This window comes from Rhodopseudomonas sp. BAL398, assembly GCF_033001325.1.
Lineage (GTDB): Bacteria > Pseudomonadota > Alphaproteobacteria > Rhizobiales > Xanthobacteraceae > JARJEH01.
On the sequence record NZ_CP133111.1, the window covers coordinates 3472790 to 3497098 of the forward strand.

The following is a 24309-nucleotide window of genomic DNA, read 5'->3' on the forward strand; positions in this document are numbered from 1 at the left end:
GATTAATTCCTTTCAGTCAAGAACCAGGTACCGCACGATTGCGCGACGCCGCAAAGGATGAGGATGAACATGCCCGATGGTTCACGGCGTTTCACGCTTCCTCACCATCTCACGACGGGCAGGCACTCATCCGGGTGACGTGGACGCCAACCGGATGGCCGAGAATCTCCGACAGCGTGCGGCAATGGCCGCCCGCGCATAGCCGCCATTCGCCGGCCATGGTGGAATTGCCGAGCAGCACTTCGGGCAACGGCGGGCGATGCACCTGCCATTGAAACCAGCCGTCGACCAGGCGCGCCTCGGGCGGCGGCTCCATGCCGGCACCGGAGCCCTTGACCCTGGCTTGCACCAGTTCGAGTCCGGCCGGGGTGACCCGCCAATCCTCCTGCCAATCGATTTTCTCGATCGAATGGGTCCAGACCAGCGTGAACGCCGCCAGCGCCAACGCCTTGGTGGCGCCGGCCGAGGCCAGGCACAGGCTCACGCCGCCGCCATCGCCACGGGGCGCTGCCGCCATTGCCACGCCACGATGGCGAAGCCGAGCGGAAAACCAGCCCAGTCGCTATAGGGGAATTCGCCAAGTAGCAGCAGCCCGGCCAAGAGCGCGACGATCCGCTCGATCGCCGTCATCCGGGTGAACAGGAAGCCGATCGCCGCCATGCCGAACAGCGCGATCGCCAGCAGCGCCTTGAGCGTGGCGTAGACCACCGCGCCGTAAAATCCGATCTGTGCCGCCATCGGATCGCCGGGCTGCAGCATCAGCGCCGGCGAATAGACCGCGATGAAGGGGATGACGTAGCCAGCCAGCGCGATCCGCATCGCTTCCCAGCCGATCTTGTCGGGACTTTCCTTGGCGATCGGTGCTGCCGCCAGCGCCGCCAGCGCCACCGGCGGCGACAGGTCCGCCATGATGCCGTAGTAGAACGCGAACATGTGGCTGACCAATAGCGGCACGCCGAGATTGGCCAGCGCCGGCGCAGCCAGCGCCGCGGTGATGATATAGGTCGGGATCGTCGGAATCCCGGTGCCGAGCAGGATCGACAGCAGCATCGTCATCACCAGCGCCAGGAACAGGCTCTTCTCGCCGAGCCCGATCACCCAGCCGCCGAAGATGGTGCCGATTCCGGTCTGCGTCATCATCCCGATGATGGTGCCGACAATGGCGCAGGCCATGCCGACGGTGAGCGCCGATTTGGCGCTGTCGGCCAGCGAATCCCGGCACGCCACCAGGGTCTTTCGGCCGCCGGCGGTGATCGCGCTGAACAGGATCAGCACGCCGACGATGCCGGCGATGGCGAAAATGTTGAGCCCGTCCCGCGACACCGCGCCGGCGATCAGCGCCAGCCCAACCCAGAAGATGATCCGCACCGTATTGTTGGAGAAGCCCTGCACGATGCTGGCGCCGAGAATCAGCGCCACCGTCAGCGACAGCCCGATCGAGCCGGCATAGAGCGGGGTAAAGCCCTCGAACAGCATGTAGATCAGCGCCGCCAGCGGCAGCACCAGGAACCAGCCCCGGACCAGCGCCTTCCAGGCGCTGGGGATCTCGGCCTTGCTCATCCCGACCAGGCCGTGCTTGCCGGCCTCCAGATGCACCATCCAGAACGCCGAGGCGAAGTACAAAAATGCCGGGATCACCGCGGCCTTGACCACCACGGCGTAGTCGACGCCCAGTGTCTCGGCCATGATGAAGGCGACCGCGCCCATCACCGGCGGCATGATCTGGCCGCCCATCGAGGCGGTGGCCTCGACGCCGGCGGCGAAGGCGCGGCGATAGCCGAAACGGATCATCAGCGGAATCGTGAACTGGCCGACGGTGACGACGTTAGCGACGCCGGAGCCGGAGATCGTGCCCATCATGCCCGAGGCGAACACCGCGACCTTGGCGGGGCCGCCGCGGGTGCCGCCGAACAGGCCGAGCGAGACGTCGGTGAACAGCTGGATCATTCCGGCGCGCTCCAGGAACGAGCCGAACAGGATGAACAGGAAGATGTAGGTGGCCGACACATAGATCGGCACGCCGTAAAAACCCTCGGTGCCGAACGACAGCTGGGTGACGACCTGGTCGTAGCCGTAGCCGCGATGGTTAAGCGGCGCCGGCAGATACTGGCCGAAGAACCAATAGACCAGGCAGACGCCGGCCATCAGCGGCAGTGCCGGTCCCATCAGCCGCCTTGTGCCCTCGAAGATCAGCACCGCCAGCAAAGTCCCGACCGCGAGGTCAAGCCGCGTCGGATCGCCGTCGCGCATGATCAGATCGGCGTAGAAGATCCACTGATACAGCCCGCAGAGAAAGCCGAGGCCACCGACCATCCAGGCCAGCGCGCGTCCGACATTGCTCTTGGCGGTGAAATTGCCGAGCAGACCGAAGGTCAGCAGGATCAGGAAGCCGACATGGACGCCACGCACCACCTGGCTTGGCAGCACGTTCCAGGCCGCGATCACCAACTGGAACGAGGCGAAGGCGATCGCCACTCCATAAGCCAGATGCCGCCAGCCGCGCGGCCCGAACCCTTCCGGAAAGCCGTGCTCGAAATTATCGAACGGCACCTTGGCGGCGCCGTGATGGTCGACCGTAGCCTCAGCCTGCAGCATCGGAGGTGGTTCCTAGCGATCGATCAGATCGGTGATATCAGCACATCAAGCAAAGCCGGGAGCGTGGTTGCACAACCGCACGCCCAATCGCTCCCCGCCCCTTCTCGTCCATAGAATGCGTCATTGCGAGCGGAGGACGGCGCGACAGCGACGTCCGAACGCGAAGCAATCCAGGGGCGGTCCAGACGGGTCGCCTGTAGTCCTGGATTGCTTCGTCGCAAGTGCTCCTCGCAATGACGAACACGATAGCAAAGTGAAAGTGCCTACTTGAGCAGGCCTTTTTCCTTGTAGTAGCGGATCGCGCCGGGGTGCAGCGGGACCGGGCTGCCGGTGGCGGCGGTCTCCAGCTTGATGCCCTTGCCGGCAGCGTGGGCGCTGGCGAGTTCCGGCAGCGATTCATAGATCAGCTTGGTCATCTGATAGGCCAGATCGTCGGAGACCGCCGTGCTGGTGACCAGATAATTCACCACCGCCGCAGTCGGAACGTCCTCGTCCTGGCCCTTATAGGTGCCGGCCGGAATCGTCGCCGCCACGAAGGGCGGGCCGATCTTGTCGACCACGTCCTTGGGCACCGCGACCACATTGATCTCGGTCGAATTGCTGAGATCCTTCAGCGAGGCGACGCCGAGCCCCGCCGATTGCAACGTGGCGGCGAGCTGGCGGTTCTTCATCAGATCGACGGATTCGGCAAAGGGCAGATACTCGACCTTGCCGAAATCCTTGTAGTCCAGACCCGAGGCCTGGAAGATCGCGCGCGAATTGAGTTCGGTGCCGGATTTCGGCGCGCCGACCGAGATGCTCTTGCCCTTCAGGTCGGCGATGGTCTTGACGCCGGAATCGGCGGTGGCGACGATCTGGATGTAGTTCGGATAGATCGCGCCGATCACCCGCAGCTTGCCGAGCTTGGACTTGAAGCCGGCTTCGGCATCGCCATTCCACGCCGCTTTCAGCGAATCGCCGAGCGTGAAGGCGATCTCGCCGCGGCCCTGCTGCAGCAAATTGAGGTTCTCGACCGAGGCCTTGGTGGCCTGGACCTGGGTCTTCACATTGGGAATCTTGTCGCTATAGATCTTGGCGATCGCGACCCCGAGCGGATAATAGACGCCGGAAGTTCCGCCGGTCAGCACATTGATGAATTGTTGCGCCTTGGCTTGCGGCGCCGCGAAGGCAAATGCGGTCGCGATAGCTGTGGCGATCAATTTGGACGTCATGAACGATCCTCTCCCCTTTGTTTGACATGAAACTGGACGGAGCCGCGGCCGCGGTCAACCCCGTCACATCGGCTTTCGCCGGCGGCCCGGGCCGAAATCTCACCCCGCCTGCCAATGATGGGCAACGGGAGCCGCGGACGCCGGTGTCTCCGATCGGTCTGAGAGCACCGCACACGGCGCCATCGGCGAACGCGATGCCGCGCCTGCTGTCCGCGCCCGCATCGTTAAAATTTGAATCAGAGTCGCGGCTTTAACCCTACCGCCGGCATCATGTGGGTATCGAAATGATTCCACACTTTGTGCCCGAATTGAAAACTATGACTGGCCCCGAGCGGGGGCTGTGAATGACGACGGCGGAATCGAAAAATTCAATACACAAGTCAGGCTTCGGTCGCAGACGACTGGCGCCGCGCGCGTGTATCGCCGACCGCAAGGCCCACCTCCGAACGTTTATGATGGAATCCCTCGAAGAGCTGGGATTCGTCACCAGCGAATGCGCCGACACCGATGAGCTGGCGCCGGTGCTCGACGCGCACCAGCCGGATCTCGTCGTGCTCGGATCGTCGATCGATGGGATCGAGGCCGGCCGCATCATCGAGATCCTGGCCGAACGCCGCTTTGACGGCCAGGTGCTGGTGATCGGTCCGCGCGAGTCAATTATGTCCCATGCGATCCGCCGGATGGGCCGCGAACGCGGCATCGCGATGCTGCCGCCATTAACCACGCCGTTCAGCGCCGGGACGCTGCGCGCCGGCATCGCCACCTTGCTTCCGGCAGAACCGATCCCCAGCCCGGCGGTGGATGTGGGCGAGGCGTTGAAGCTCGGCTGGCTCGAATTGTGGTATCAGCGCAAGCTCAACACCGCGACGCTGGCGCCCTGCGGCGCCGAGGCGCTGATCCGGATGCGGCATCCGAGCTGGGGCGTGGTGCCGCCGGCCGACTTCCTGCCGGATCCGGCTGACGCCCATTTCCGTGCCTTGTCGGAATTCGTGGTGTCGCGCGTGATCGCCGATTGGCACTATCTGGTGCAACAGCAAGGCCCGATCGATCTGTCGATCAACCTGCCGGCCGCCTTCTTCGACGCCGCCGACGCGGTGGACGATCTGTGCCGCTGGATGCCGGATCACCCCGCCTTCGGCGGACTGATCATCGAGATCGATTGCGCGGAAGCGATCGCCCGCCTCGCCCGCATCGTCGAGGTCGCCAAAGCGCTGCAATTGTCCAACATCGCGATCGCGATCGATAGCGTGGGGGCGGACTGGCCGGCGCTGATGGACCTTCCCGCGGCCGCCTTCGTCGAACTGAAGATCGATCGCCAATTCATCGCGGGCTGCGCCGACGACCGGCTGAAGCAGACGGTGTGCCGGCGCATCGTGGAATTCGCCCAAAGCATCGGCGCACGCAGCGTCGCCAATGGCGTCGAATCCCGAGCGGATTTTCGCACCGTGCACCAGATCGGGGTCGATCTGGCGCAAGGCTATCTTTTCGGCAAGCCGATGGCCCTGAAGAAATTCGCCCGCGCGGCGAGCAAACATCCGATGCTGATGCACGACTGAGTGTCTGAGAGACTGCCTTCAAGATCGTCATTGCGAGGAGCTGTTGCGACGAAGCAATCCAGTCTGTGCTTGTCGCCCCTGGATTGCTTCGCTGTCGGACGGCGCGATGCGCCGTCCTCGGCTCGCAATGATGACATCAAGTTTGGTTTGTTGGTTGCTTCTTCAGTCAGGCTCTGAAGCCTGAACGCAGCGGCGCCCCTACTCGAATGTCATGTCCACGCATCTGGAAATTTCGGTACCGAAACCGGATTCGACCGCGATGCAGCCGCGCACCTTGCGGGCGGTATTGTCGCTCACCCATACCGAGTAACCACCCGGCCCGAAGAACGAATTGGTGTTGGCCGATTCGGTCTCGGTGGCATCGAACGAATAATTGCCGTCGGCGTCGAACACCCGCATCTTCTTGGCGCAACCGCCGTCGCTTTGGACGTTGATCACTTCCTTCTTGTCGCGGGTCATCGCCAGGCTGACCTGGCAACGAAAGAAATCCGAGGTCTTGACGTCGAACAGATAGGCGTAGGAACTGCACGTTGCAGTGCTGAGCTTTCCGGGGGCGAGCCCGCGGCTGCAGGAAATCCGATGATTGTTGCTGAGTTTGAATTCATCGGCCCGCGCGGCCGGAATCAGCGCAAGCGCCAGCAATCCCGACAGCAGCACGCTCTTGATGTGTCCAAGCTTGATGTATCCCCGCATCGATTGATTCCCTCGCCGGATTGTGTGCCGGCTGTTGCTTCGAAAACGCCCCGACCGACGATAGGCTCGAAGCACAAGCGATGGAATCCCAAACTCGTGATCCATCGAGACGCGCATCGCCCGCTTGTGTTGACGCCCAAACCCCGTTCGTGATTTGTTCGGAATGATCCGGCGTGGCTGCGATCAATTGCCCGGCGCCGCGTCCGGACCTGTTTGGGAGACTGCAGGATGACCACACCAACCATCAAGATGCTGCTGGCGGTGGCGGCACTGACCACGTTTGCGACGTCGGCAATGGCGGCAACCGAGCCGCCGCAGCCATGGGTGCTGGCGCCCGACCGAGGCTATGGCTACGACGGCGACGGCAAGACCTTCAGCTACAAGATGGGGACCAACAACGCCAAGACCCTGTTCAAGGGGGCGCGGAAAGTGCCGAAGAACACCTTGTTCTTCGTCGGCAGCAACGGCCAGCTCTATATGCGCAAGGGGAAGTTTCTGGAAGACGACGGCAGCTTCATGTTCGGACGGGAGTAGTAACGAGGCGCCCCGCGTCGCCGCTGATGACTGCCCGCGTCTCCGTTAAAGTGATCGTCATTCCGGGGCGCGAGGCCGCAGGCCGCGCGAACCCGGAATCTCGCCACAGCGGCTGACCGCAAGATTCCGGGTTCGCGCGCAGCTGGCGCTGCGCGCGCCCCGGAATGACACTCTCTTGGCTTTTCAGCGCATCAACTTATCAGCAGATGCACGATTTGGGAGTCGCAGCTAAAACGCCGCCGCCAAATCGCGGGCGCCTGGTTTGGCGCTGTTGGCATCCATCCGCGCGTCGGTGACGGCGAGCAGCTTGGCCACGGTGTTGTGGCGGATCGCGACCGGGTTGCGCTCATAGCCGGAGCGCTGGAAGAAATTCGCGGTCGGTACCTGTTCGCGCATCTCCTGCGGCATCGTCACCATGTCGAGCCCGGTGCCGTCGCCGGTGAGATTCATCATTTCCAGCTCGGCGGCGCTGAGCGGCCGGTGATAGCCTTTCTTTTGCGCGAACAGCACCGAGGTCAGCAGCTTGTGGGTCTGCAGCATCGGGCCGACGTCGATATCCAGCACCATCGCGTGCAGCGCCCAGCCTTTCGGCGTATCCGCCAGCTTGGCGTGTTCGCTCCACTGGTCCGGCACCGAGCGGGCGAAGGCGATCATTCGCCTGAGTACCGCGATCTTGTGATCGAGCGCCTGGCGCGGCGCGCCGGTCAGCCGCGCGGCCTTGTCGCTCAGTGCCTTGACCAGCTGATGCCCCTGCTCGGCGATCAGTTCGACGCTGTTGGTGGTGAGCAGTTGATTGTAGCCGATCGCGGTCGAGATCGCGCGCGATCCGGGGCGGGAGCTCAAGCCCGACTGCATGTCGTGGGTGCCATTGCCGCCCGTCTCGAACGCATAGACCCGCACCACCTGCTGCGGCGTCAGCCCCGCGGCCCGAGTCTCACTGGCATAAGCGCGTTTGAAGTCGAGTTCGCTGGCGGGGCGCTGCGGCCGGAACTGGAACTGTTCGGCCGCGGCCCGCAGCAGGTCGGCGACCACCGGCAGCTCCTTGCGGGGGCGCGGCGGTTGCTCCGATGGCTCCGGATCGACCGGCCGCCTCGGGCCGTCATAGAGCGGCGGCTGCGACAACACATAGTCGTCGAGCGTCACCTCGACATGGTCGCGGCGTTTGGCGTTGCGGATGCGGCGCTTGTCGTAGACCGCGCTCCAATAGGCACCGGCCTCCTGATCGAACGCCGCGCGCGCCTCCTGATAGTCGCGCAGTTTGCGGCGATAGTCGCTGATCGCCTGCGGCGACGCGTCTTGCGCCATGGCCTGCGCGACCGCCGGCTGCACCGAGGCCATGCAGCCGCCAAGCGAGGGCAGCGCGATCAGCGTGACGCCAAGCGCCAGACATTTCGGCAAGTGCTGAATCGATCGATGGAACATGGGCGCCTCGAGATCTCGGTGCCTTGTGATGCCAGCCTTGCTTAAACAAAGCCTAACGATTCACCGAGAATTGTTCACAAGGCGCGGCCGGATGGCAAGCGGCGCGCTATTTCCAGGCAAACACCGGCTGTTCCAGCTCGGCGACGCGGGTAACGCGGCCGGCCAGCAGCTCGCGGAACTGATAGATCAGTGCCGCGGTCGGCGCGTGGATGAAATCCCCGGCATGGCGGAACCGGATCACCCGCCGCGCACTTTGCGGAATCGTGACGAAGTCGAAGGCGTCGGCATCCACGATGTCGCGCAGCGCGATGCGGTGCACCGAGGCGACCTCGTCCGGATTGGGCACCAGCGCCGCGCCGGGCGGCGCCCACGCCACCACCGGGGTAATCAGATAACCGGACCGCGTCGGGTAATCGTCGAGCCGGCCCAGCACGTCGGCGGCGGACAGCGACAGGCCCAGCTCCTCGTGCAATTCGCGCAGCGCGGCCTGCTCTGCGGTCTCGCCGGGTCGCAGCGCCCGCCGGGCAACGCCCATTGGTTACTGTGCGCGCGCAGGCTGGCAGCCCGCATGGTCAGCAGCATGGCGGCGCCGTCGCGGGTGTCGGTCTCGACCACCGTGATCGCCACCGCGGCGTGCTTCAGCCCGGCATGGGACTGATCGGACTGAAGCCGCGCGAAGCTGGCGCAGGATGCGGCGATCCGGGCACGGGTGGCGTTGTCGTGGAAATGACTCATCCGGCTTGACTACACCGGCGGCGTGACTGAGGAAACCGCCAGCCGCGCCTGACGCGGCGCAGCAGGGGGAACACGCATGGCCGACGCGGCGACCAAGACACTGAAAGCCGCGGGCTGGACCGTGGTGCATGACGAGGGCTTTATCGACCTGGTCGGCCCACTATGGGAGCGGGTCGTCGACGGCGTCCACGAATTCGCCTTGGTGGCGCAGGACAAGCACCGCAACCGCCGCGGGCTGGTGCAGGGCGGGCTGTTGATGACGATGGCGGATCGCACCTCGGGGATCGCGGCGCGCCTGATCTCCGGCGCGCAAAACCTCGCCACCGTGCAGATGGACACCCATTTCGTCGACGCCGCCTCGATCGGCGAAACGTTGATTGCGAAGCCGCGGGTGGTGCGCAGCACCAAGAGCCTGATCTTCACCTCGACCGAGATCAGCGTCGAGCGGCGCTGCATCATCCTCGCCCACGGCGTGTTCAAGGTGGTCCGCGCCCGTCATCCGGGGACGGTGTAGCGCTGCTACGCCAATGCCGGTGCCCGCGCGATCAGGCCGAGATCGGCGGCCGCGCGCCGGATCAGCAGCGCGAACACCAACAGCATCGACGGCACGCCGAGCGGAATCAGGGTCTGCTCGGCCAGGCTGCGGGCCACCAGCGGCATCAGCCACAGCAACGCCAGCGCGGTTTTCTCCCAGGGCGCGAAGCCGCGGGCGACGCCGTAAGCCGCCAGGAAGGCGATCGCCGGCGCCAGCGCGACAAAATCATAGTCGAGGCTATAGGGCGTCGCCAGAGTCGAGGCGATGATCAGGCCGGCGGCCTGCAGCGGATAGGCCGCCTTGCTGCGCCACAGCCAGCCCAGCGCCACCGCCAATGTCGCGGTGACGGCGCCCTGAATCAGATAGGCCAGATCGACGCTGCCGCCCCACATCCGCACCCAGGCGAACACCGACTGGATCTTGTGCCAGCCGGTGCCGCCCTGCTCGAGCACGACGTGGCGGGTGAACGGCATCGAATCGATAAAGGCGCGCCAGACCTCCCAGCCGAAGGCCAGCGTGGTGGCCAGCGCCAGCGCCAGCACGGTGACGGCGGCGGCAGCGAAAGAGCGCCAGCGTCCGCTCAGCATCAGCACCAGCGGGATCATCACGCCGAATTGCGGCTTGTAGGACAACAGACCGAACAGCACGCCGGCCAGGATCGGACGGCGATCCAGCAGCGCCAGCGCGGACCCGATCAGGGCGGCGGTGAGAAAGCCATTATGGCCGTGGCCGAGATTGACAAACACCGCCGGGAACGCCAGCGCCAGCAACAGCCATATTTTTCGCTGGGCCAGCGTCGCCGCGCCCGCCTCCGGACGGATCGGCACCGATCGCAACACCGTCAGCAGCATCGCGAGATAAAGCAGCAGGGTCGAGACCTGCCACACCGCGAGCGCGGTCAGATAGGGCATCGTGGCCAGCGGCGCCGCCACGAACATCAGGAATGGCGGATAGTGCCAGCCGTAGAACGGCGTGTCCGGGCCGAAGATCGCCTGCTCGCGGGCATGCTGCAGCGGCGGATCGAACGCCTTGCCCGCCGTGCCGTCGAGCGCGTAAGTGCCGCCAGCATAGATGTCGGAGAAATCGCTGCCGAGCGGACGGCCCTTGAAGTCGCTGAGCCCATTCGCGGTCGCGGCCAGATAGCACAGCCCGGCCAGGGCGGCGACCAGCACCGCCAGCGCCCACAGCCGGATCCGCTCCGGCGTGACCCAGTCCCCGCCGCGCAGCGCCGCCACCCATTTGCTCATGCGAAAACGCCCCGTCTGCTAGGTTCTCCCCGCAAACCTAGCCAATAACGCTTACCAAGCGATGAAACCGGCGCTCGATCAGGCCGTCGCGGTCCAGCGCGACAGGGCTTCCAGCGTCACCACGGAATCAGCGGCACCGGCGCCGGCGAGATGGCGATAGGGCGCGCCGGGTTCGCCGAGATCGCTCAGCACCGCCAACGCGCCGGTAAAATCATCGCCCTCGGTATAGATCCCCGGCGTCACCACGGTCGGGATGCCGGCGCCGCAGGCGGAGCCCACGCCATTGCGGGAATCCTCGAACGCGACGCAATCGGCGGCATTCACCCCCAGCCGCTCCAGCACATAGTGATAGATCTGCGGCGACGGCTTCTTGGCGCCGACCACATCGCCGGCGCCGATCACCGCGAAGGCGTCGAGCGCGTCGGCCCCCAGCGCGGCGCGCAGCAGCGCCTCGACATTCGGCAGGCTGGTGGTGGTGGCGATCGCCAGCGCGACGCCTTCGGCCCGCGCCTGCGCGATCAGCCGGGCCACGCCGGGGCGCAGCCGGCTGCCTTGCGCCACCAGCGCGGTGTAGCGCTGCGTCTTCTCCGCATGCAATTCGGCGATCCGGCCGGCGAATTCGGCCCCGCGCTCCGGCCCCTGGGCGATGAAATGGGCGATTCGTTCCTTGCCGCCGGCGACATCCAACAGCCGCCGGTATGTCGCTTCGGTCCAATGCCAACCCAATCCGGCCGCCGCGAAGGTCTCGTTGAATGCCTGGCGGTGCATTTCCTCGGTTTCTGCCAAGGTGCCGTCGACATCGAAGATCAGGGCGGCTGGGCGCATGATTGCCTAATTTTTGACCAGGACGACCACATCACTGCGGGCCAGTAATTTGATGCAGTCTGATGAAATATCTTGCGCGGCTAGTTATAGAGCAATGTGCAAAGTAAGGTTAACAAATCAACTGTCAAACGATGTCCATGACCGTGCCGACTGATTCCACCCCCGCGAACCGCAAATGCGAAAAATGCGGAAAGGATATGACGTTGCTCGGGCGGCTTCCGCGTCGCCAGCAGGGGCCCGCCAAGACGATCTTTCGCTGCTACCATTGCGGCCATGTCATTCAGGACGAAAACGGCAATTCATCCTGAGACTCTGACCGAAAATGCCACAATGAAATCAATGTCTGTTTCGTCATTGCGAGCCGAGGCCGGCGCGTAGCGCCGTCCGAACGCGACGCAATCCAGGGGCGCCAAGCACAGACTGGATTGCTTCGTCGCAAGAGCTCCTCGCAATGACGGCCTTGACGACTCGATTCGATTGATCGACGGGCGCCCGCCGGCTCAGGCGGCTTCGTCGCGGGCGTGATACCAGCGATACAGCATGCGTTGGCCGATGCGGCGAAACGGCGCGAAGGCGTGGGTCGGCAGCGCCGAGGTGAAGATCGGCAGGTCCTGTCCGATAAAATCCTTGCCGCCGATCATCTGCGCCATGCGGCGGCCGGCCTGCGCCGAATAGGACACGCCATTGCCGCCATAGCCCAGCGCATAGAACAGATTGCCCTGCGGCTCGGCGCGGAAGATCCGCGGCATCATGTCATGGCTGACATCGACCCAGCCCCACCATGAATAATCGATCTCGATGCCGTGCAGCACCGGGAATTTGCGATGCATGCCGTCGATCAGCACCTGCAAATGCCGCGGATGGCCGGCATCGGCACCGGTGATGGCGCTGCGGCTGCCGATCTGCAGCCGGTTGTCGGGCAGCAGGCGATAATAATGCCGCAGCGTGCGGGTATCGGTCAGCACCAGCTTGGTGCGAAACCCGGTGGCGTCGAGTTCGGCCGCGGTCAGCGGCCTGGTCACGATCGAATTCGACAGGATCGGCATCAGCCGACCGCGCAGCAGCGGCGTCAGCCCGCCCGCCGTATAGGCCCCGGTGGCAATGCCGACCGCGCGAGCCCGCACCGTGCCGCCCGGCGTGCGCAGATGATAGGCGCCGTTGTTGAACTGAATATCCGCGACCGGGCTGGCCGGATGGATCTTCGCGCCCAATTCGCGCGCCATGCGCTGATAGCCGAAGGCCAGCCTGGCCGGATGCACGCCGGTGCCGAGCGGCTCCAGCACCGCGCCGACCGCCTCGGCCTCGTTGAGATAATCGGCGCGCAATTCGTTGCCGCTCACCACCCGGGTCTTATCGCCGAACACGTCGTTGAGCAGCTTGGCCTCGGCGGTGATCTTGTCGAAATTGCGCTGACGATGCGCGATATAGAGATGGCCGCCGCGCTGCGGCTCGCAGTCGATCTGGCCGCTGCGCACCAACTCCTCGAAGGTCTCGAATCCGTCCTGCACTTCGGCATGCAGGCGCTTGGCGATATCGAGGCCCCAGCGCGCGATCCATTGCGAGCGCGACAGCCGGCCGGCGGAATTCTGCGCCTGACCGCCATTGCGGGTGCTGCAGCCCCAGGCGACGCGGTTGGCTTCGAGCACGACCGCCTTGATGCCGAATTCGCGCGCCAGGAAGATCGCGCAGGCGAGGCCCGTATAGCCGGAGCCGACGATCGCGACGTCGCAATCGATGTCGCCGCTGACCGGACCATCATCTTCGGGCAACGTGCCGGCGGTGGCGTGCCAATAGGTCGGGGCGTAGTCGCGATTGCGTCCGGGGCCCTCGCTGACCAGCGGATCATATTGCGGATCATAGGCGGCGAGCGGCGGAACCTTGGTCGACATATTCATGATGACGCGGCCTCCTTGGCGGCGAGTGCCGGTTGCAGCGGCCGATCCTTGCGGAACGCGCTCTTGCTGCAGATCAGCCCGTCGCGGAAGCCGAACAGGTCGCAGCCCGCGGCCTCGATCCGCGTGCCATCCTTGGTGGTCGCGCGAAAAATCCATTCCGACAGGCCGCGATCGCCGAACATTGCGTGGCGAGTGCATTCCCAGCTGACATCGGGGAAATCGGTCCAGGTGCGTTCGAACGCGGCGGCGACTTCGGCGGTGCCGGTGAAGCGGCGGCCATGCAGCTCCGGGCCGGCGGCGCCATCGAACACGATGTCCTGCGTCATGCAGGCCATCACGGCGGCGGCGTCATGGCGATTGAAGGCTGCGAACAATTGGTCCAGGAGCGAGGCTCGGGCGGCGTCCAGATCAGGCATGGATGTTCCAATATAATGGTGCGATCAGCCGCGCGGTGAGCGCGCGCAATCGACGGCGTTTCTGAGCAGCAAGGTGCACGCAGCGCGGCTGCCGCCGTAGAACCAGATCGGGCGATGTCTGCGGCCAGAATGACGGCTGGCCCAACGGCTTGGTGTCAGCTGGACCTTCGCGGCCGGACGCGGCCCCGTCAGGGTGCCGGGATGATCAACATCGCAACACGCATCAACCCCGCCATCGCCCCCGCTGTCGCGGAGGTGTTCCAGCAACTCGCCGGCCGTCATCTGATCGGCAATGCGCTGGTGCCTCCGCTCGGAGGCGCAACGCTCGACGTGCTTGACCCGGCCACCGGCCAGGTGCTGGGCCGCGCGCCCGCCGCCACCGCCGACGACGTCGCCCAAGCGGTCGACGCCGCCTCCGCCGCCTTTCCCGGCTGGGCCGCGATCCCGGCGCGTCAGCGCGGCAAGCTGCTGGCCCAGGCGGCACAACGCATCACCGACAAGGCCGAGGTGATCGCCGCGGTGCTGGCGCTGGAAACCGGCAAGGCGCTGCGCACCGAATGCCGCGGCGAACTCACGGTCGCGGCCGACATTGTCACCATGTATGCCGGCCTCGCCTCCGAACTGAAGGGCGAGACGCTGCCGTTCGATCCGCAGATCCTCAGCTACACCACGCTGGAGCCGCTCGGCGTGGTTGCCGCGATCCTGCCGTGGAACGTGCCGCTGGTGCTGATGATGCTGAAGATCGCGCCGGCGCTGGTCGCCGGCAACACCGTCGTCGTCAAGGCCTCCGAAGAAGCCCCGTTCGCCACCATCGAGGCGGCTCGGCTGATCGCCGACTTGCTGCCGCCGGGCGTGCTCAACGTGATCTGCGGCACCGGCCACGACTGCGGCATGGCGCTGGTCGAGCATCCCAAGGTCGCCAAGGTCACCTTCACCGGCTCGCAGGCGGTGGGCGAATTGATCTATCAGGCGGCGGCGCGAAAAATCATTCCGGTCAGCCTTGAGCTCGGCGGCAAGAGCCCGATGATCGTCTATGCGGATGCCGACCTGCCCCGCGCGGTGGCGGGCGCCATTGCCGGGATGCGCTTCACCCGCCAGGGCCAAAGCTGCACCGCGGCGAGCCGGATCTATGTTCACGCCAGCCTGTTCGACGCATTTCTGGCCGGGCTGCGCGACGCCGTGGAGAAACTGGTGATCGGCGACCCGCTCGACGAGGCCACCGACATCGGCACCGTGATCTCGCAAAAGCAGAAGACCAGGGTGGAATCCTATATCGCGCGCGGCGAAGCCACGCCGGGGGCGATCACGCTGCGCTGCTGCGCGCTGCCGACCGCCGGCCATCTCAAGGACGGGCTGTTCCTGCAGCCCACCATCGTCACCGGCCTGCCCGAGGACAGTGCCTTGATGCGCGACGAGATCTTCGGCCCGGTGGTCTGCCTGCAATCATGGACCGACGAGGACGACGTGCTCGCCAAGGCCAATGACAGCGATTTCGGCCTCGCCGCGACGGTGTGGACCATGGATCTGCGCACCGCACTGCGCGTCACCGGGCGGCTCGACGCCGGCTATGTCCAGGTCAACCAGAACCTGACAATCCAGCCCAATCTGAGCTATGGCGGGTTCAAGAAGTCCGGCCTCGGCAAGGAAGCCTCGCTCGAAGCCATGCTCGAGCACTTCACCAAGAAGAAGACCATCGTCATCGACATGCGATGACCGGACATCAGCATGCATGACCTGATCGCGGCGGCCCAGGCGAGTTTCGCGGCCAGCGTGCCGCCCACTGCCATCATCCTCGGCGCGATGGCGGCGGTGATGATGGCGGCCTTGCTGCGCGGCTTCACCGGCTTCGGCTTCGGCCTCGCCGCGGTGCCGCTGATGGGCCTGTTGATGGCGCCCGCCAAGGCGGTGCCAGTCGCCGTGCTGCTGCAATTGCTCAGCGGCGCCAATGATCTGCGCCGCAACCGGCACGACTGCCACTGGCCGTCGCTGCGCTGGTTGATCGTCGGCGCGGTGATCGGGTCACCGCTCGGCGTGCTGATGCTGAGTGTCACCCCGGCGCCGGTGGCGCGCATCGTCATCGCCGCCCTGATCACGGGTGCGGTGCTGATGCTCGGCCGTGGCTTCGCCGTCGCCACGGTGCCGTCGCCGCTGGTCACCACCGGGGTCGGGCTGATCGCCGGCCTGTTCAACGGCATGGCCGGAATCCCCGGGCCGCCGGCGGTGGTTTACTACATGTCCGGCCCGTTCCGCGCCGTGGTCGCGCGGGCCTCGATGCTGGTGCTGTTTTTCGCCACCGCGATCGCGGCCTTTGTCAGCGAGACCGCGGTCGGACTGGTCGGCGCCCAGGTGCTGTGGCTGGCGGCGATCGGGTTGCCGGTGATGCTGCTCGGCACCATGATCGGCGAATTCGGGTTTCGCCGCGGCAGCGACAGGCTGCACCGCCAGGTGTCGATCACCTGCCTCGGACTGATCGCGCTCGGCAGCGCGATCAAGGGCTTCAGCGGGTTGATGTGAGGCGAAGCGCTGGCATTCCCCAGCCAATTTGCCTCCTCATGCCCGAGTCATTCCGGGGCGCGAGGCCGCAGGCCGAGCGAACCCGGAATCTCGCGGCAAGGCACGGCGGCTCAGCGAGATTCCGGGTTCGCGCGCAGCGGAGCTGCTCGCGCCCCGGAATGACTGTGCAACTAAGCGCTAGCGTCGCCGCTGCCGCGCCAGCACCTGGCCGAGCCGCTCGATGCCGACCTCGATGCGGTCGGTGCGGATCGAGGAGAAGCCGAGCCGGAAACAATGCCGGCTGGCATTTTCGTCCATCGAGAACACGTCGCCCGGCTCGATCACCACGCCCTCCTCGAGCGCGGCCTGTGCCAGGGCCGTGGCATCGATGTCGGGCGGACAGGTGATCCAGTAATTGGTGCTGCCGGCGCCGCGCGACCAGGTGCAGTCGGGCAGATGCAGCGGCAGCAGCCGGTCGAGGATCCGGGCGCGCTCCAGCAGCACGCGGCCGACCTGCTGCAGATGCGAGCGATAATGCCCGAGCCCGATGAACAACGCGGCGACGCGCTGATTGTTGAGCGGCGGATGGCGCAGCATCAGCCGGCGCAGCGCGCGCAATTCGCGGATCACCGGCGCCGGCGCCACCACATAGCCAAGCCGCAGGCCGGGCGCGAGCGCCTTCGACAGGCTGCCGACATAGAGCACGTTGGCGTTGCGATCCAGACTCATCAAGGGCGGCAGCGTCGCCGCCTCCGGCATCAATTCGCCTTCGTAATCGTCCTCGATCACCACGACATCGCCGGCCTGCGCCGCCTTCAACACCTCGAGCCGCCGCGCCAGCGGCATCACCACCGCGGTCGGGCATTGATGGCTCGCCGTCACATAGGCCAGCGAACAGCTTTCGAAACTTTCATCGGGCACCAGCCCGTCGGCGTCAGAGCGCAGCGGCACCACATTCGGGGTCAGCATCCGGAAGATGTTGCGGGCGTCGGGATAGCCCGGCTCCTCGATCCCGACCCGGGTCTGCGGCTTGATGAACAGGCTGGCGATCAGATACAGCGCGTGCTGCGCGCCCATGGTGATCATGATCTCGTCAGACCGGGCGTGGATGCCGCGGCGCGGCAGCACCTGCAATTGCAGCTGCTCGATCAGCGCCGGATCGTCGCCATCGATCAGGTCGCGCGCCCAATTGTTGATTTCCGAGACGCTGAGCGCAGCGCGCGCGCTTTCGCGCCAGTCATTGGTCGGGAACAGGCTGGGGTCGAACTGGCCGAAAATGAACGGGTAAGGATGGGCCTGCCAGTCGAGCGGCTTGACGATATTGCGGTGCGCCGAGGGGCGCAAAGCGAAGCGCGAGTTCCAATGGGCGTCGCCCCGGCTGGCGATCTCAACCGGCCGGCGGGCGGGAGATGCAAATTTTTTCGGCAGACCGGCCACGAAATAGCCGCTGCGCTGGCGGGACACCAGGAAGTTCTGGTCCACCAGCTGCTCGAAAGCGATCACCACGGTATTGCGCGACACTTTGAGCACGGTGGCGAGATCGCGGCTCGACGGCATCCGCATTCCGAGCGGCAGGCGGCCATCCTCGATCGCGGTGACGATGATCTGCCGGATCTGCAGCTGCAGGAACGAACCGCTACGGTTGAGGTCCTGGAACAGGGCGCCCCAGAACAACGCGTCGTTGTTGGCCGCCGGACCGGTGGAGTTCGCGGCATTCCGATACGTCAGCTGGACGAGCTTTCCCAAATCGCTTCTCCTGCACATCCGATGGCGCGATCAGCGCTGCCAAACCCGGATGTTGCCGTTGATGCCACTCAAATGCAAGAAATGAGCCATTAATCTTGATTGAGCCACCCCTTTATGCGGAGCACTGGCCCCACTCGTGCATGGCATCTGGCGCTAGTCTGGCCCACTGGATCGCTTCACGCTTGCAGTCGCATTTGAGGGACACAGCGTGAGCCACGACACCGTCGTATTTTCAGCCCGTAACATCATCACCATGAACCCGTCGCGGCCCAGCGCCACGCATGTCGCAGTTCGCGACGGCCGCGTCGTCGCGACCGGGAGCGCCGACGAGCTCTGCGCCAGCGGCGCCCGGCTCGACGATCGCTTCAAGGACAAGGTGCTGATGCCGGGCTTCGTCGAAGGCCACAGCCACATCATGGAAGGCCTGATGTGGTTGCTGCCCTATGTGGGCGCGTTCGACCGCCGCTCGCCGGAAGGCCGCACCGTTTCCGGCGCCCCCGACATCGACGCCATCGTGGCCCGGCTGCAGGAGGCAGAGGCGAAGCTGCCGGACGACGGCACCATCCTGTATGCGTGGGGCTTCGATCCGCTACACATCGGCGGCAAGATGCTGAGCCGCCACGATCTCGACCGGGTCTCGACCAAGCGCCCGGTGGTGGTGGTACATGCCAGCTTCCACATCAACAACGTCAACACGCTGACGCTGGAGCGGGCCGAACTGCTGCAAGCCACCAATATTTCCGGCGTCGTCGCCGGCGCCGACGGTCTCGCCAGCGGCGAGCTGCAGGGGATCCCGGCGCGGATGCGCCTGTTCCGCGCGCTCGGTCACAATCTGCAAGCCGGCGGCACTACCCGGGCCGACGTCGATCGCTACGCCGCGTCGTGCTGCGTCCAGGGCGTCACCACCATCACCGACCTGCACAACGACCTCAACGACCAGACCATCGAGGTCTATCGCGAGGCGGCGCAGGACGCGGATTTCGGCGTTCGCCTGGTGCCGGCGCTGGCCTCGGCGTCGCATCCGCCGGAGCAGGCGATCGCCAAGCTCGACACCTTGCGCGCGCATGCCGGCGACAAGCTGCATTACGGCATCGTCAAGCTGGTGGTCGACGGCTCGATCCAGGGTTTCACCGCGCGGCTGCGCTGGCCCGGCTATCACAACGGCGCCGCCAACGGCCTGTGGTACATCGCGCCGGAGGAATTGCCGAAGCTGGTCCTGGCCTATCACCGCGCCGGCGTGCAACTGCACATCCACACCAATGGCGACGAGGCCACCGAGCTGGCGCTGGACGCGATCGAGGCTGCGCAGCTCGCGCATCCGCGGCCGGATCATCGCCACACCCTGCAGCACTGCCAGATGGCGGACGCCGCGCAATTCAAACGCATGAAGACGCTCGGCGTCTGCGTCAATCTGTTCGCCAATCATCTGTATTACTGGGGCGACGCGCATTACGAACTGACGATGGGACCGGAGCGCGCCGCGCGACTCGACGCCACCGGCACCGCGCAGCGGCTCGGCGTGCCCTTCGCGATCCATTCCGACGCGCCGGTAACGCCGCTGGCGCCGCTGTTCACCGCCTGGTGCGCGGTCAACCGGACCTCGTCGAGCGGGCGCGTGCTCGGTCGCGACACCGAGGCGCTGACCGTCGCACAGGCGCTCGGCGCACTCACCATCGGCGCCGCCTTTACGCTGAAACTTGATCATCTGGTCGGCAGCATCGAGACCGGCAAATTCGCCGATTTCGTGGTGCTGGAGGACGATCCGTTGACGGTGGCGCCGGAGCTTTTGAAGGACATCGCGATCTGGGGCACCGTGGTCGGCGGCGTCATCAAGGAGGCGCCTCGCGCATGACCGGATCGCCCGCGACCATTCCAGTCACGGTGATCGGCGGCTTTCTCGGCGCTGGCAAAACCACTTTTGTCAATCATCTGCTCGCCACCGGCACGCCGCGGACCGCGGTGCTGGTCAATGATTTCGGCGAGATCAATATCGACGCCGCGCTGATCCAGCGCCACGACGGCACCACCATGGCGCTGACCAATGGCTGCATCTGCTGCAGCATCGGCGCCGGCTTCATCGAGACCATGAGCCGGGTGCTCGACGCCGAGATCCCGTTCGAACACATCGTCATCGAGGCCAGCGGCGTCGGCGATCCATGGATGATCGCCGAGATCGCGCTGATCGAGCCGACGCTGCGGCTCGACCGCGTGATCGTGGTGGCGGACGCCACGCGGATCGCCCGGCTGCTGACCGACCCGCAGGTCGGCGCCACCGTATCGGGCCAGTTCGCGCACTGCGACGTCGTGCTGTTGAACAAGGCCGACCTGGTCGACGCCGCGACGCTCGATGCCGCGCGCCAGGCCCTGATCGCGCTGCGGCCGGAGCTGCGCATCATGGTGACATCGCACACCACAATGCCGACGCTGGCGGCGTTAGGCAGCACCACGACCTCTGCTTTCCACTGCGCCGAAACCGCGCAAGCCGGCGCGCCGGATCACGCCGCCGCATTCCGCAGCTGGGCCTATCGGCGCGACGGCGCGTTCGACCGCGACCGCCTCGCCGGCGCTGTCGCCGCCCTGCCGGCGCAATTGCTGCGGCTGAAGGGATCGTGCCGGCTCGACGGCGATACCGATAGCCAATTATTCCAAATGGTCGACAAGGTCTGGACGCTGTCGCCACCCGCGCCCGATCAATCGGCGCCGGCGCGGGGGATTGTCCTGATCGGCGTCGGCACCAGCGATCTGCCGCCGCCGGCCGATCTCGACGCCATTCTCGACCGGGCGCTCGCGCCCCCGGTTCTATCGTGAGAGCCGCAACGAAGCTCTCGCGTCGCCGACGGCCCGCCAGCGGAGCCGATCCGTCCACGTCGTTCTTCACCCCTCACAACGGAGTGCTGCCCATGTTGTCGAAGCGATCCTTTTTCCTCGGAGCCGTCGGGGCTCTCATTGCACTTGGGGCCCCCGGCCTATCGCGGGCCCAGTCGACGGGCGGCACCGTCGTCATCGGCAGCACCCAGGTGCCGCGGCATTTCAACGGCGCGGTGCAATCGGGCATCGCCACCGCATTGCCGAGCACCCAGATCTTCGCCAGCCCGCTGCGCTATGACGAGAACTGGAATCCGAAGCCGTATCTGGCCGAGTCCTGGGAAACCGCGAAGGACGGCCTGTCGGTCACGCTGCATCTGGTCAAGAACGCCGTGTTCCATGACGGTCAGCCGGTGACCTCGGCGGACGTCGCCTTCTCGATCCTGACGATCAAGGCCAACCACCCGTTCCAGACCATGCTGGCCGCCGTCGACAAGGTCGAGACGCCCGATCCCTATACGGTGGTGATCAAGCTGTCGCATCCGCACCCGGCGCTTCTGCTGGCGATGTCGCCGGCCCTGATGCCGATCCTGCCCAAGCACATCTATGACGACGGCAAGGACATCAAGTCGAACCCGGCCAATCTCAAGCCGATCGGCTCCGGTCCGTTCAAGCTGACCGAATACAAGCAGGGCGAATATTACACGCTGGAGAAGTTCGACAAATTCTTCATCAAGGGCCGGCCGAAGCTCGACAAGATCGTGGTGCGGCTGATTTCCGACCCCAACGCCATGATCGTCTCGGCCGAGCGCGGCGACATCAACATCGTGCCGTTCGTCGCCGGCGTGCGCGACATCGCCCGCCTGCAGAAAGCCCCCAACCTCACCGTCACCGACAAGGGCTTCGCCGCGATCGGTCCGCTGAACTGGCTGGCCTTCAACACCAAGAAGAAGCCGCTGGACGACGCCCGGGTGCGCCAGGCGATCGCCTATGCGGCCAATCGCGACTTCATCGTCAAGAAGCTGATGGGCGGCCAGGCCACCGCCTCGACCGGCCCGATCGCACCGGGATCGCCGCTCGCCGAGAAGAACGTCGAGACCTATAAATACGACGTCGCCAAGGCCAACAAGCTGCTCGACGAAGCCGGCCTCAAGCCCGACGGCGACGGCGTTCGCGCCACCATGACCATCGACTATATTCCCGGTGCCGACGAGCAGCAGCGCAACATCGCCGAATATCTGCGTTCGCAGTTGAAAAAGGTCGGCCTCAAGCTCGAAGTGCGGGCGGCGTCGGACTTCCCGACCTGGGCGCAGCGGGTCTCAAACCACGATTTCGACATGACCATGGACACCGTGTTCAACTGGGGCGACCCGGTGATCGGCGTCGACCGCACCTATTTGACGTCCAACATCCGCAAGGGCATCATCTGGTCGAACACCCAGCAATACAGCAACCCGAAGGTCGACGAGCTGCTCGCCAAGGCGGCGACCGAGACCGTGCCGGAGAAGCGCAAGGCGCTGTATTCCGAGTTCCAGAAGATCGTCGTGGCCGATGCGCCGATCTACTACATCAACCAGACGCCGTATCATAACGCCTTCAGCAAGGGTCTGGCCGGTCTGCCGACGTCGATCTGGGGCATCATGTCGCCGCTCGACGAGCTGTATTGGGCAACTCCGCCGAAGCAGTAAGTTCCTTTCATCGAACAAGCGAAGACGCATCATGAATCTCGTCTTTCATATAATGGGGAAATTGGTCAACGCCGCGGCATTGCTGCTCGCGGTGCTGGTCCTCAATTTCTGCCTGATCCATCTTGCACCGGGAGATCCGGTGCAAGTGATCGCCGGCGAGATGGGGGGTGCGTCGGCGGACGTGGTCGCGGCGCTGCGTGCCAAATACGGCCTCGACCACACGCTGACCGAACAATTGCTGACCTATCTGAAAAATGTCGCCAGCGGTGATTTCGGTTACTCGTACTACTTCAATCAGCCGGTGCTGGGCCTGATCCTGCAACGGCTGCCAGCCACGCTCTATCTGGCCTTCTCGTCGCTGATCGCGGCCGTCGTGGTCGGCACCATGCTGGGCGTGGTCAGCGCGCGACGCCCGAACGGCCTGCTCAGCCACGGCGTGACCGTGCTGTCGCTGGCCGGTTACGCCGCGCCGGTGTTCTGGACCGGCTTGCTACTGCTGCTGCTGTTCGGATCGGCCTGGCCGATCCTGCCGGTCAGCGGCATGGCCAATGTGGTCGATCCCAAGACCGGCTTCGCCTATGTGCTCGACGTCCTCAAACATCTGGTGCTGCCGTCGCTGACGCTGGCGCTGGTGTTCATCGCCCAATACAGCCGGCTGGCGCGCGTCAACATGATCGACGTGCTGTCGGCCGACTATATCCGCACCGCCCGCGCCAAGGGGATCCCGGAAAGCGTGGTGATCGTCAAGCACGCGCTGCGCAACATGCTGATCCCGACCGTCACCGTGGTCGGATTGCAGTTCGGCAATCTGTTCGCCGGCGCGGTGCTGGTGGAGACGGTGTTCAGCTGGCCCGGCATGGGGCGGCTGGTGTTCGATTCGATCCTGCGCCGTGACTATCCCACCCTGATGGCGGTGCTGTTCTTCTCCGCGGTGATCGTGATCGCCGCCAACATTATCACCGATATCGTGTATCGCCTGATCGATCCACGGATCCGCGCGGGGGCCAGATGAGCACGCTCGATACTTCATTGGCGGTCGCGCCGGTTGCGGTCACCGCGCCGGCGGCCACGGCCTCCTCGCCGACGCGGGCCGCGTTGCGGCAATTCATGCGCAGCCCGTCCGGCGTCGCCGGCGCGTTGATGCTGCTGGGGCTGGTGCTGGCCACCTTGTTCGGACCGCTGATCTATCCGGTCGATCCGCTCGACATCGCCGGCCTGCCCTTCACCCCGCCCTCCGCCGATTCGCTACTCGGCACCGATTATCTCGGGCGCGATATTCTGGCGGGGCTGATTCACGGCGGCCGCGCCACGCTGATGGTCGGCGGCGTCGCAGCGCTGATCACCATCACCATCGGCGTCACCATCGGCGCGCTGTCCGGCTTCTTCGGCGGCTGGGTCGACAGCGTCCTGGTCAAGATCGCCGAATTCTTCCAGGTGCTGCCGCCGCTATTGTTCGCGATGGTGCTGGTGACGCTGTTCGGCCAGAAGCTCACCACCATCACGCTGGCGATCGGCGCGGTGAGCTGGACCTCGGCGGCGCGGCTGACGCGGGCGGAATTCATGCGGCTGCGCGACCTCGATTTCATCAAGGCGTCGCGCGCCGCCGGCGCCAGCAACGCGCATCTGATCCTGCGGGTGGTGCTGCCCAACGCGCTGCCGCCGATCATCGTCTCGGCGACGCTGGCGATCGGCGTGGCGATCCTGTTCGAAGGCGGCCTCAGCTTTCTCGGCCTCGGCGACCCCAACACCATGAGCTGGGGCCTGATGATCGGCCAGAACCGCAATTACGTGCTCGACGCCTGGTGGGCGGTGACGTTCCCCGGCGCCGCGATTTTCCTGGCGGTGCTGGCGATCAGCCTGGTCGGCGACGGCGTCAACGATGCGGTCAATCCGCGGCTGCGACGGAGATAGAC

General features: G+C 65.5%; 20 protein-coding genes and 1 pseudogene. 10 read left to right on the forward strand and 11 right to left on the reverse strand.

All coding sequences use genetic code 11. From position 1 onward, the window contains the following. Positions 1-109: 109 nt before the first annotated feature. The 3 genes from RBJ75_RS16390 to RBJ75_RS16400 form a co-directional block, all read right to left on the reverse strand. On the reverse strand, positions 110-517 hold the full coding sequence (locus RBJ75_RS16390; protein ID WP_044416873.1) for a DUF1850 domain-containing protein: 408 nt from the start codon (positions 515-517) through the stop codon (positions 110-112). Beyond that, positions 481-2595 carry a TRAP transporter permease gene (locus tag RBJ75_RS16395; RefSeq protein ID WP_044416871.1) on the reverse strand — a complete coding sequence of 705 codons (2115 nt, stop codon included), beginning with the start codon at positions 2593-2595 and terminating at the stop codon, positions 481-483. Before RBJ75_RS16395 ends, RBJ75_RS16390 begins: the two co-directional genes overlap by 37 nt. Positions 2596-2858: 263 nt before the next feature. Beyond that, positions 2859-3806, reverse strand: coding sequence for a TAXI family TRAP transporter solute-binding subunit (locus tag RBJ75_RS16400; protein WP_044416869.1), 948 nt, complete (start codon positions 3804-3806; stop codon positions 2859-2861). A gap of 344 nt (positions 3807-4150) precedes the next feature. Here RBJ75_RS16400 and RBJ75_RS16405 point away from each other — a divergent pair, with 344 nt between their 5' ends. After that, positions 4151-5362 carry an EAL domain-containing protein gene (locus RBJ75_RS16405; protein ID WP_044416868.1) on the forward strand — a complete coding sequence of 404 codons (1212 nt, stop codon included), beginning with the start codon at positions 4151-4153 and terminating at the stop codon, positions 5360-5362. Positions 5363-5560: 198 nt separating this feature from the next. Here RBJ75_RS16405 and RBJ75_RS16410 read toward each other — a convergent pair whose 3' ends face one another. Beyond that, a complete protein-coding gene (locus RBJ75_RS16410) occupies positions 5561-6055 on the reverse strand; it encodes a hypothetical protein (RefSeq protein ID WP_044415515.1) in 495 nt (164 codons plus the stop codon). Between the two features lie 228 nt (positions 6056-6283). On the opposite strand from RBJ75_RS16410, the gene RBJ75_RS16415 reads away from it, so the two are divergent. Beyond that, a complete protein-coding gene (locus RBJ75_RS16415; RefSeq protein WP_044415517.1) occupies positions 6284-6589 on the forward strand; it encodes a hypothetical protein in 306 nt (101 codons plus the stop codon). 228 nt (positions 6590-6817) lie between these two features. On the opposite strand, the gene RBJ75_RS16420 is transcribed toward RBJ75_RS16415, so the two are convergent. Then, positions 6818-7927 carry a hypothetical protein gene (locus RBJ75_RS16420; protein ID WP_411194527.1) on the reverse strand — a complete coding sequence of 370 codons (1110 nt, stop codon included), beginning with the start codon at positions 7925-7927 and terminating at the stop codon, positions 6818-6820. Positions 7928-8117: 190 nt separating this feature from the next. Then, positions 8118-8746, reverse strand: a pseudogene (locus RBJ75_RS16425) (NUDIX hydrolase). Positions 8747-8822: 76 nt separating this feature from the next. Between RBJ75_RS16425 and RBJ75_RS16430 the strand changes: the two are divergent. Further along, positions 8823-9260, forward strand: coding sequence for a PaaI family thioesterase (locus tag RBJ75_RS16430; protein ID WP_044418466.1), 438 nt, complete (start codon positions 8823-8825; stop codon positions 9258-9260). Between the two features lie 5 nt (positions 9261-9265). On the opposite strand, the gene RBJ75_RS16435 is transcribed toward RBJ75_RS16430, so the two are convergent. From RBJ75_RS16435 to RBJ75_RS16450, 4 genes are all read right to left on the reverse strand, one after another. Next, positions 9266-10528: a glycosyltransferase family 87 protein gene (locus RBJ75_RS16435; protein WP_044418464.1), complete on the reverse strand. Its 1263-nt coding sequence runs from the start codon at positions 10526-10528 to the stop codon at positions 9266-9268. A 78-nt stretch (positions 10529-10606) separates the two neighbouring features. Further along, positions 10607-11353 carry an HAD-IA family hydrolase gene (locus tag RBJ75_RS16440; protein ID WP_044418462.1) on the reverse strand — a complete coding sequence of 249 codons (747 nt, stop codon included), beginning with the start codon at positions 11351-11353 and terminating at the stop codon, positions 10607-10609. Positions 11354-11853: 500 nt separating this feature from the next. Further along, positions 11854-13248, reverse strand: coding sequence for an NAD(P)/FAD-dependent oxidoreductase (locus RBJ75_RS16445; RefSeq protein WP_276156948.1), 1395 nt, complete (start codon positions 13246-13248; stop codon positions 11854-11856). Then, positions 13245-13664: a nuclear transport factor 2 family protein gene (locus RBJ75_RS16450; protein ID WP_044417271.1), complete on the reverse strand. Its 420-nt coding sequence runs from the start codon at positions 13662-13664 to the stop codon at positions 13245-13247. The genes RBJ75_RS16445 and RBJ75_RS16450 overlap by 4 nt, the downstream gene beginning before the upstream one ends. A gap of 201 nt (positions 13665-13865) precedes the next feature. Between RBJ75_RS16450 and RBJ75_RS16455 the strand changes: the two genes are divergently transcribed. Further along, positions 13866-15377: an aldehyde dehydrogenase family protein gene (locus RBJ75_RS16455; protein WP_044417273.1), complete on the forward strand. Its 1512-nt coding sequence runs from the start codon at positions 13866-13868 to the stop codon at positions 15375-15377. Between the two features lie 12 nt (positions 15378-15389). After that, positions 15390-16178, forward strand: a complete 789-nt coding sequence (locus RBJ75_RS16460; RefSeq protein ID WP_044417275.1) for a sulfite exporter TauE/SafE family protein — start codon at positions 15390-15392, stop codon at positions 16176-16178. A gap of 177 nt (positions 16179-16355) precedes the next feature. On the opposite strand, the gene RBJ75_RS16465 is transcribed toward RBJ75_RS16460, so the two are convergent. Then, on the reverse strand, positions 16356-17903 hold the full coding sequence (locus tag RBJ75_RS16465; protein WP_234707420.1) for a PLP-dependent aminotransferase family protein: 1548 nt from the start codon (positions 17901-17903) through the stop codon (positions 16356-16358). A gap of 208 nt (positions 17904-18111) precedes the next feature. Here RBJ75_RS16465 and RBJ75_RS16470 point away from each other — a divergent pair, with 208 nt between their 5' ends. From RBJ75_RS16470 to RBJ75_RS16490, 5 genes are all read left to right on the forward strand, one after another. Next, positions 18112-19755, forward strand: coding sequence for an amidohydrolase (locus RBJ75_RS16470; protein WP_044411772.1), 1644 nt, complete (start codon positions 18112-18114; stop codon positions 19753-19755). Further along, positions 19752-20711: a CobW family GTP-binding protein gene (locus tag RBJ75_RS16475; protein ID WP_044411769.1), complete on the forward strand. Its 960-nt coding sequence runs from the start codon at positions 19752-19754 to the stop codon at positions 20709-20711. Before RBJ75_RS16470 ends, RBJ75_RS16475 begins: the two co-directional genes overlap by 4 nt. A gap of 92 nt (positions 20712-20803) precedes the next feature. Continuing rightward, on the forward strand, positions 20804-22396 hold the full coding sequence (locus tag RBJ75_RS16480; RefSeq protein WP_044411778.1) for an ABC transporter substrate-binding protein: 1593 nt from the start codon (positions 20804-20806) through the stop codon (positions 22394-22396). Between the two features lie 31 nt (positions 22397-22427). Further along, entirely contained in the window at positions 22428-23408 is a 981-nt protein-coding gene (locus tag RBJ75_RS16485; RefSeq protein ID WP_044411765.1) for an ABC transporter permease, read from the forward strand. Then, entirely contained in the window at positions 23405-24307 is a 903-nt protein-coding gene (locus RBJ75_RS16490; RefSeq protein WP_044411764.1) for an ABC transporter permease, read from the forward strand. The genes RBJ75_RS16485 and RBJ75_RS16490 overlap by 4 nt, the downstream gene beginning before the upstream one ends. Positions 24308-24309 lie beyond the last annotated feature (2 nt).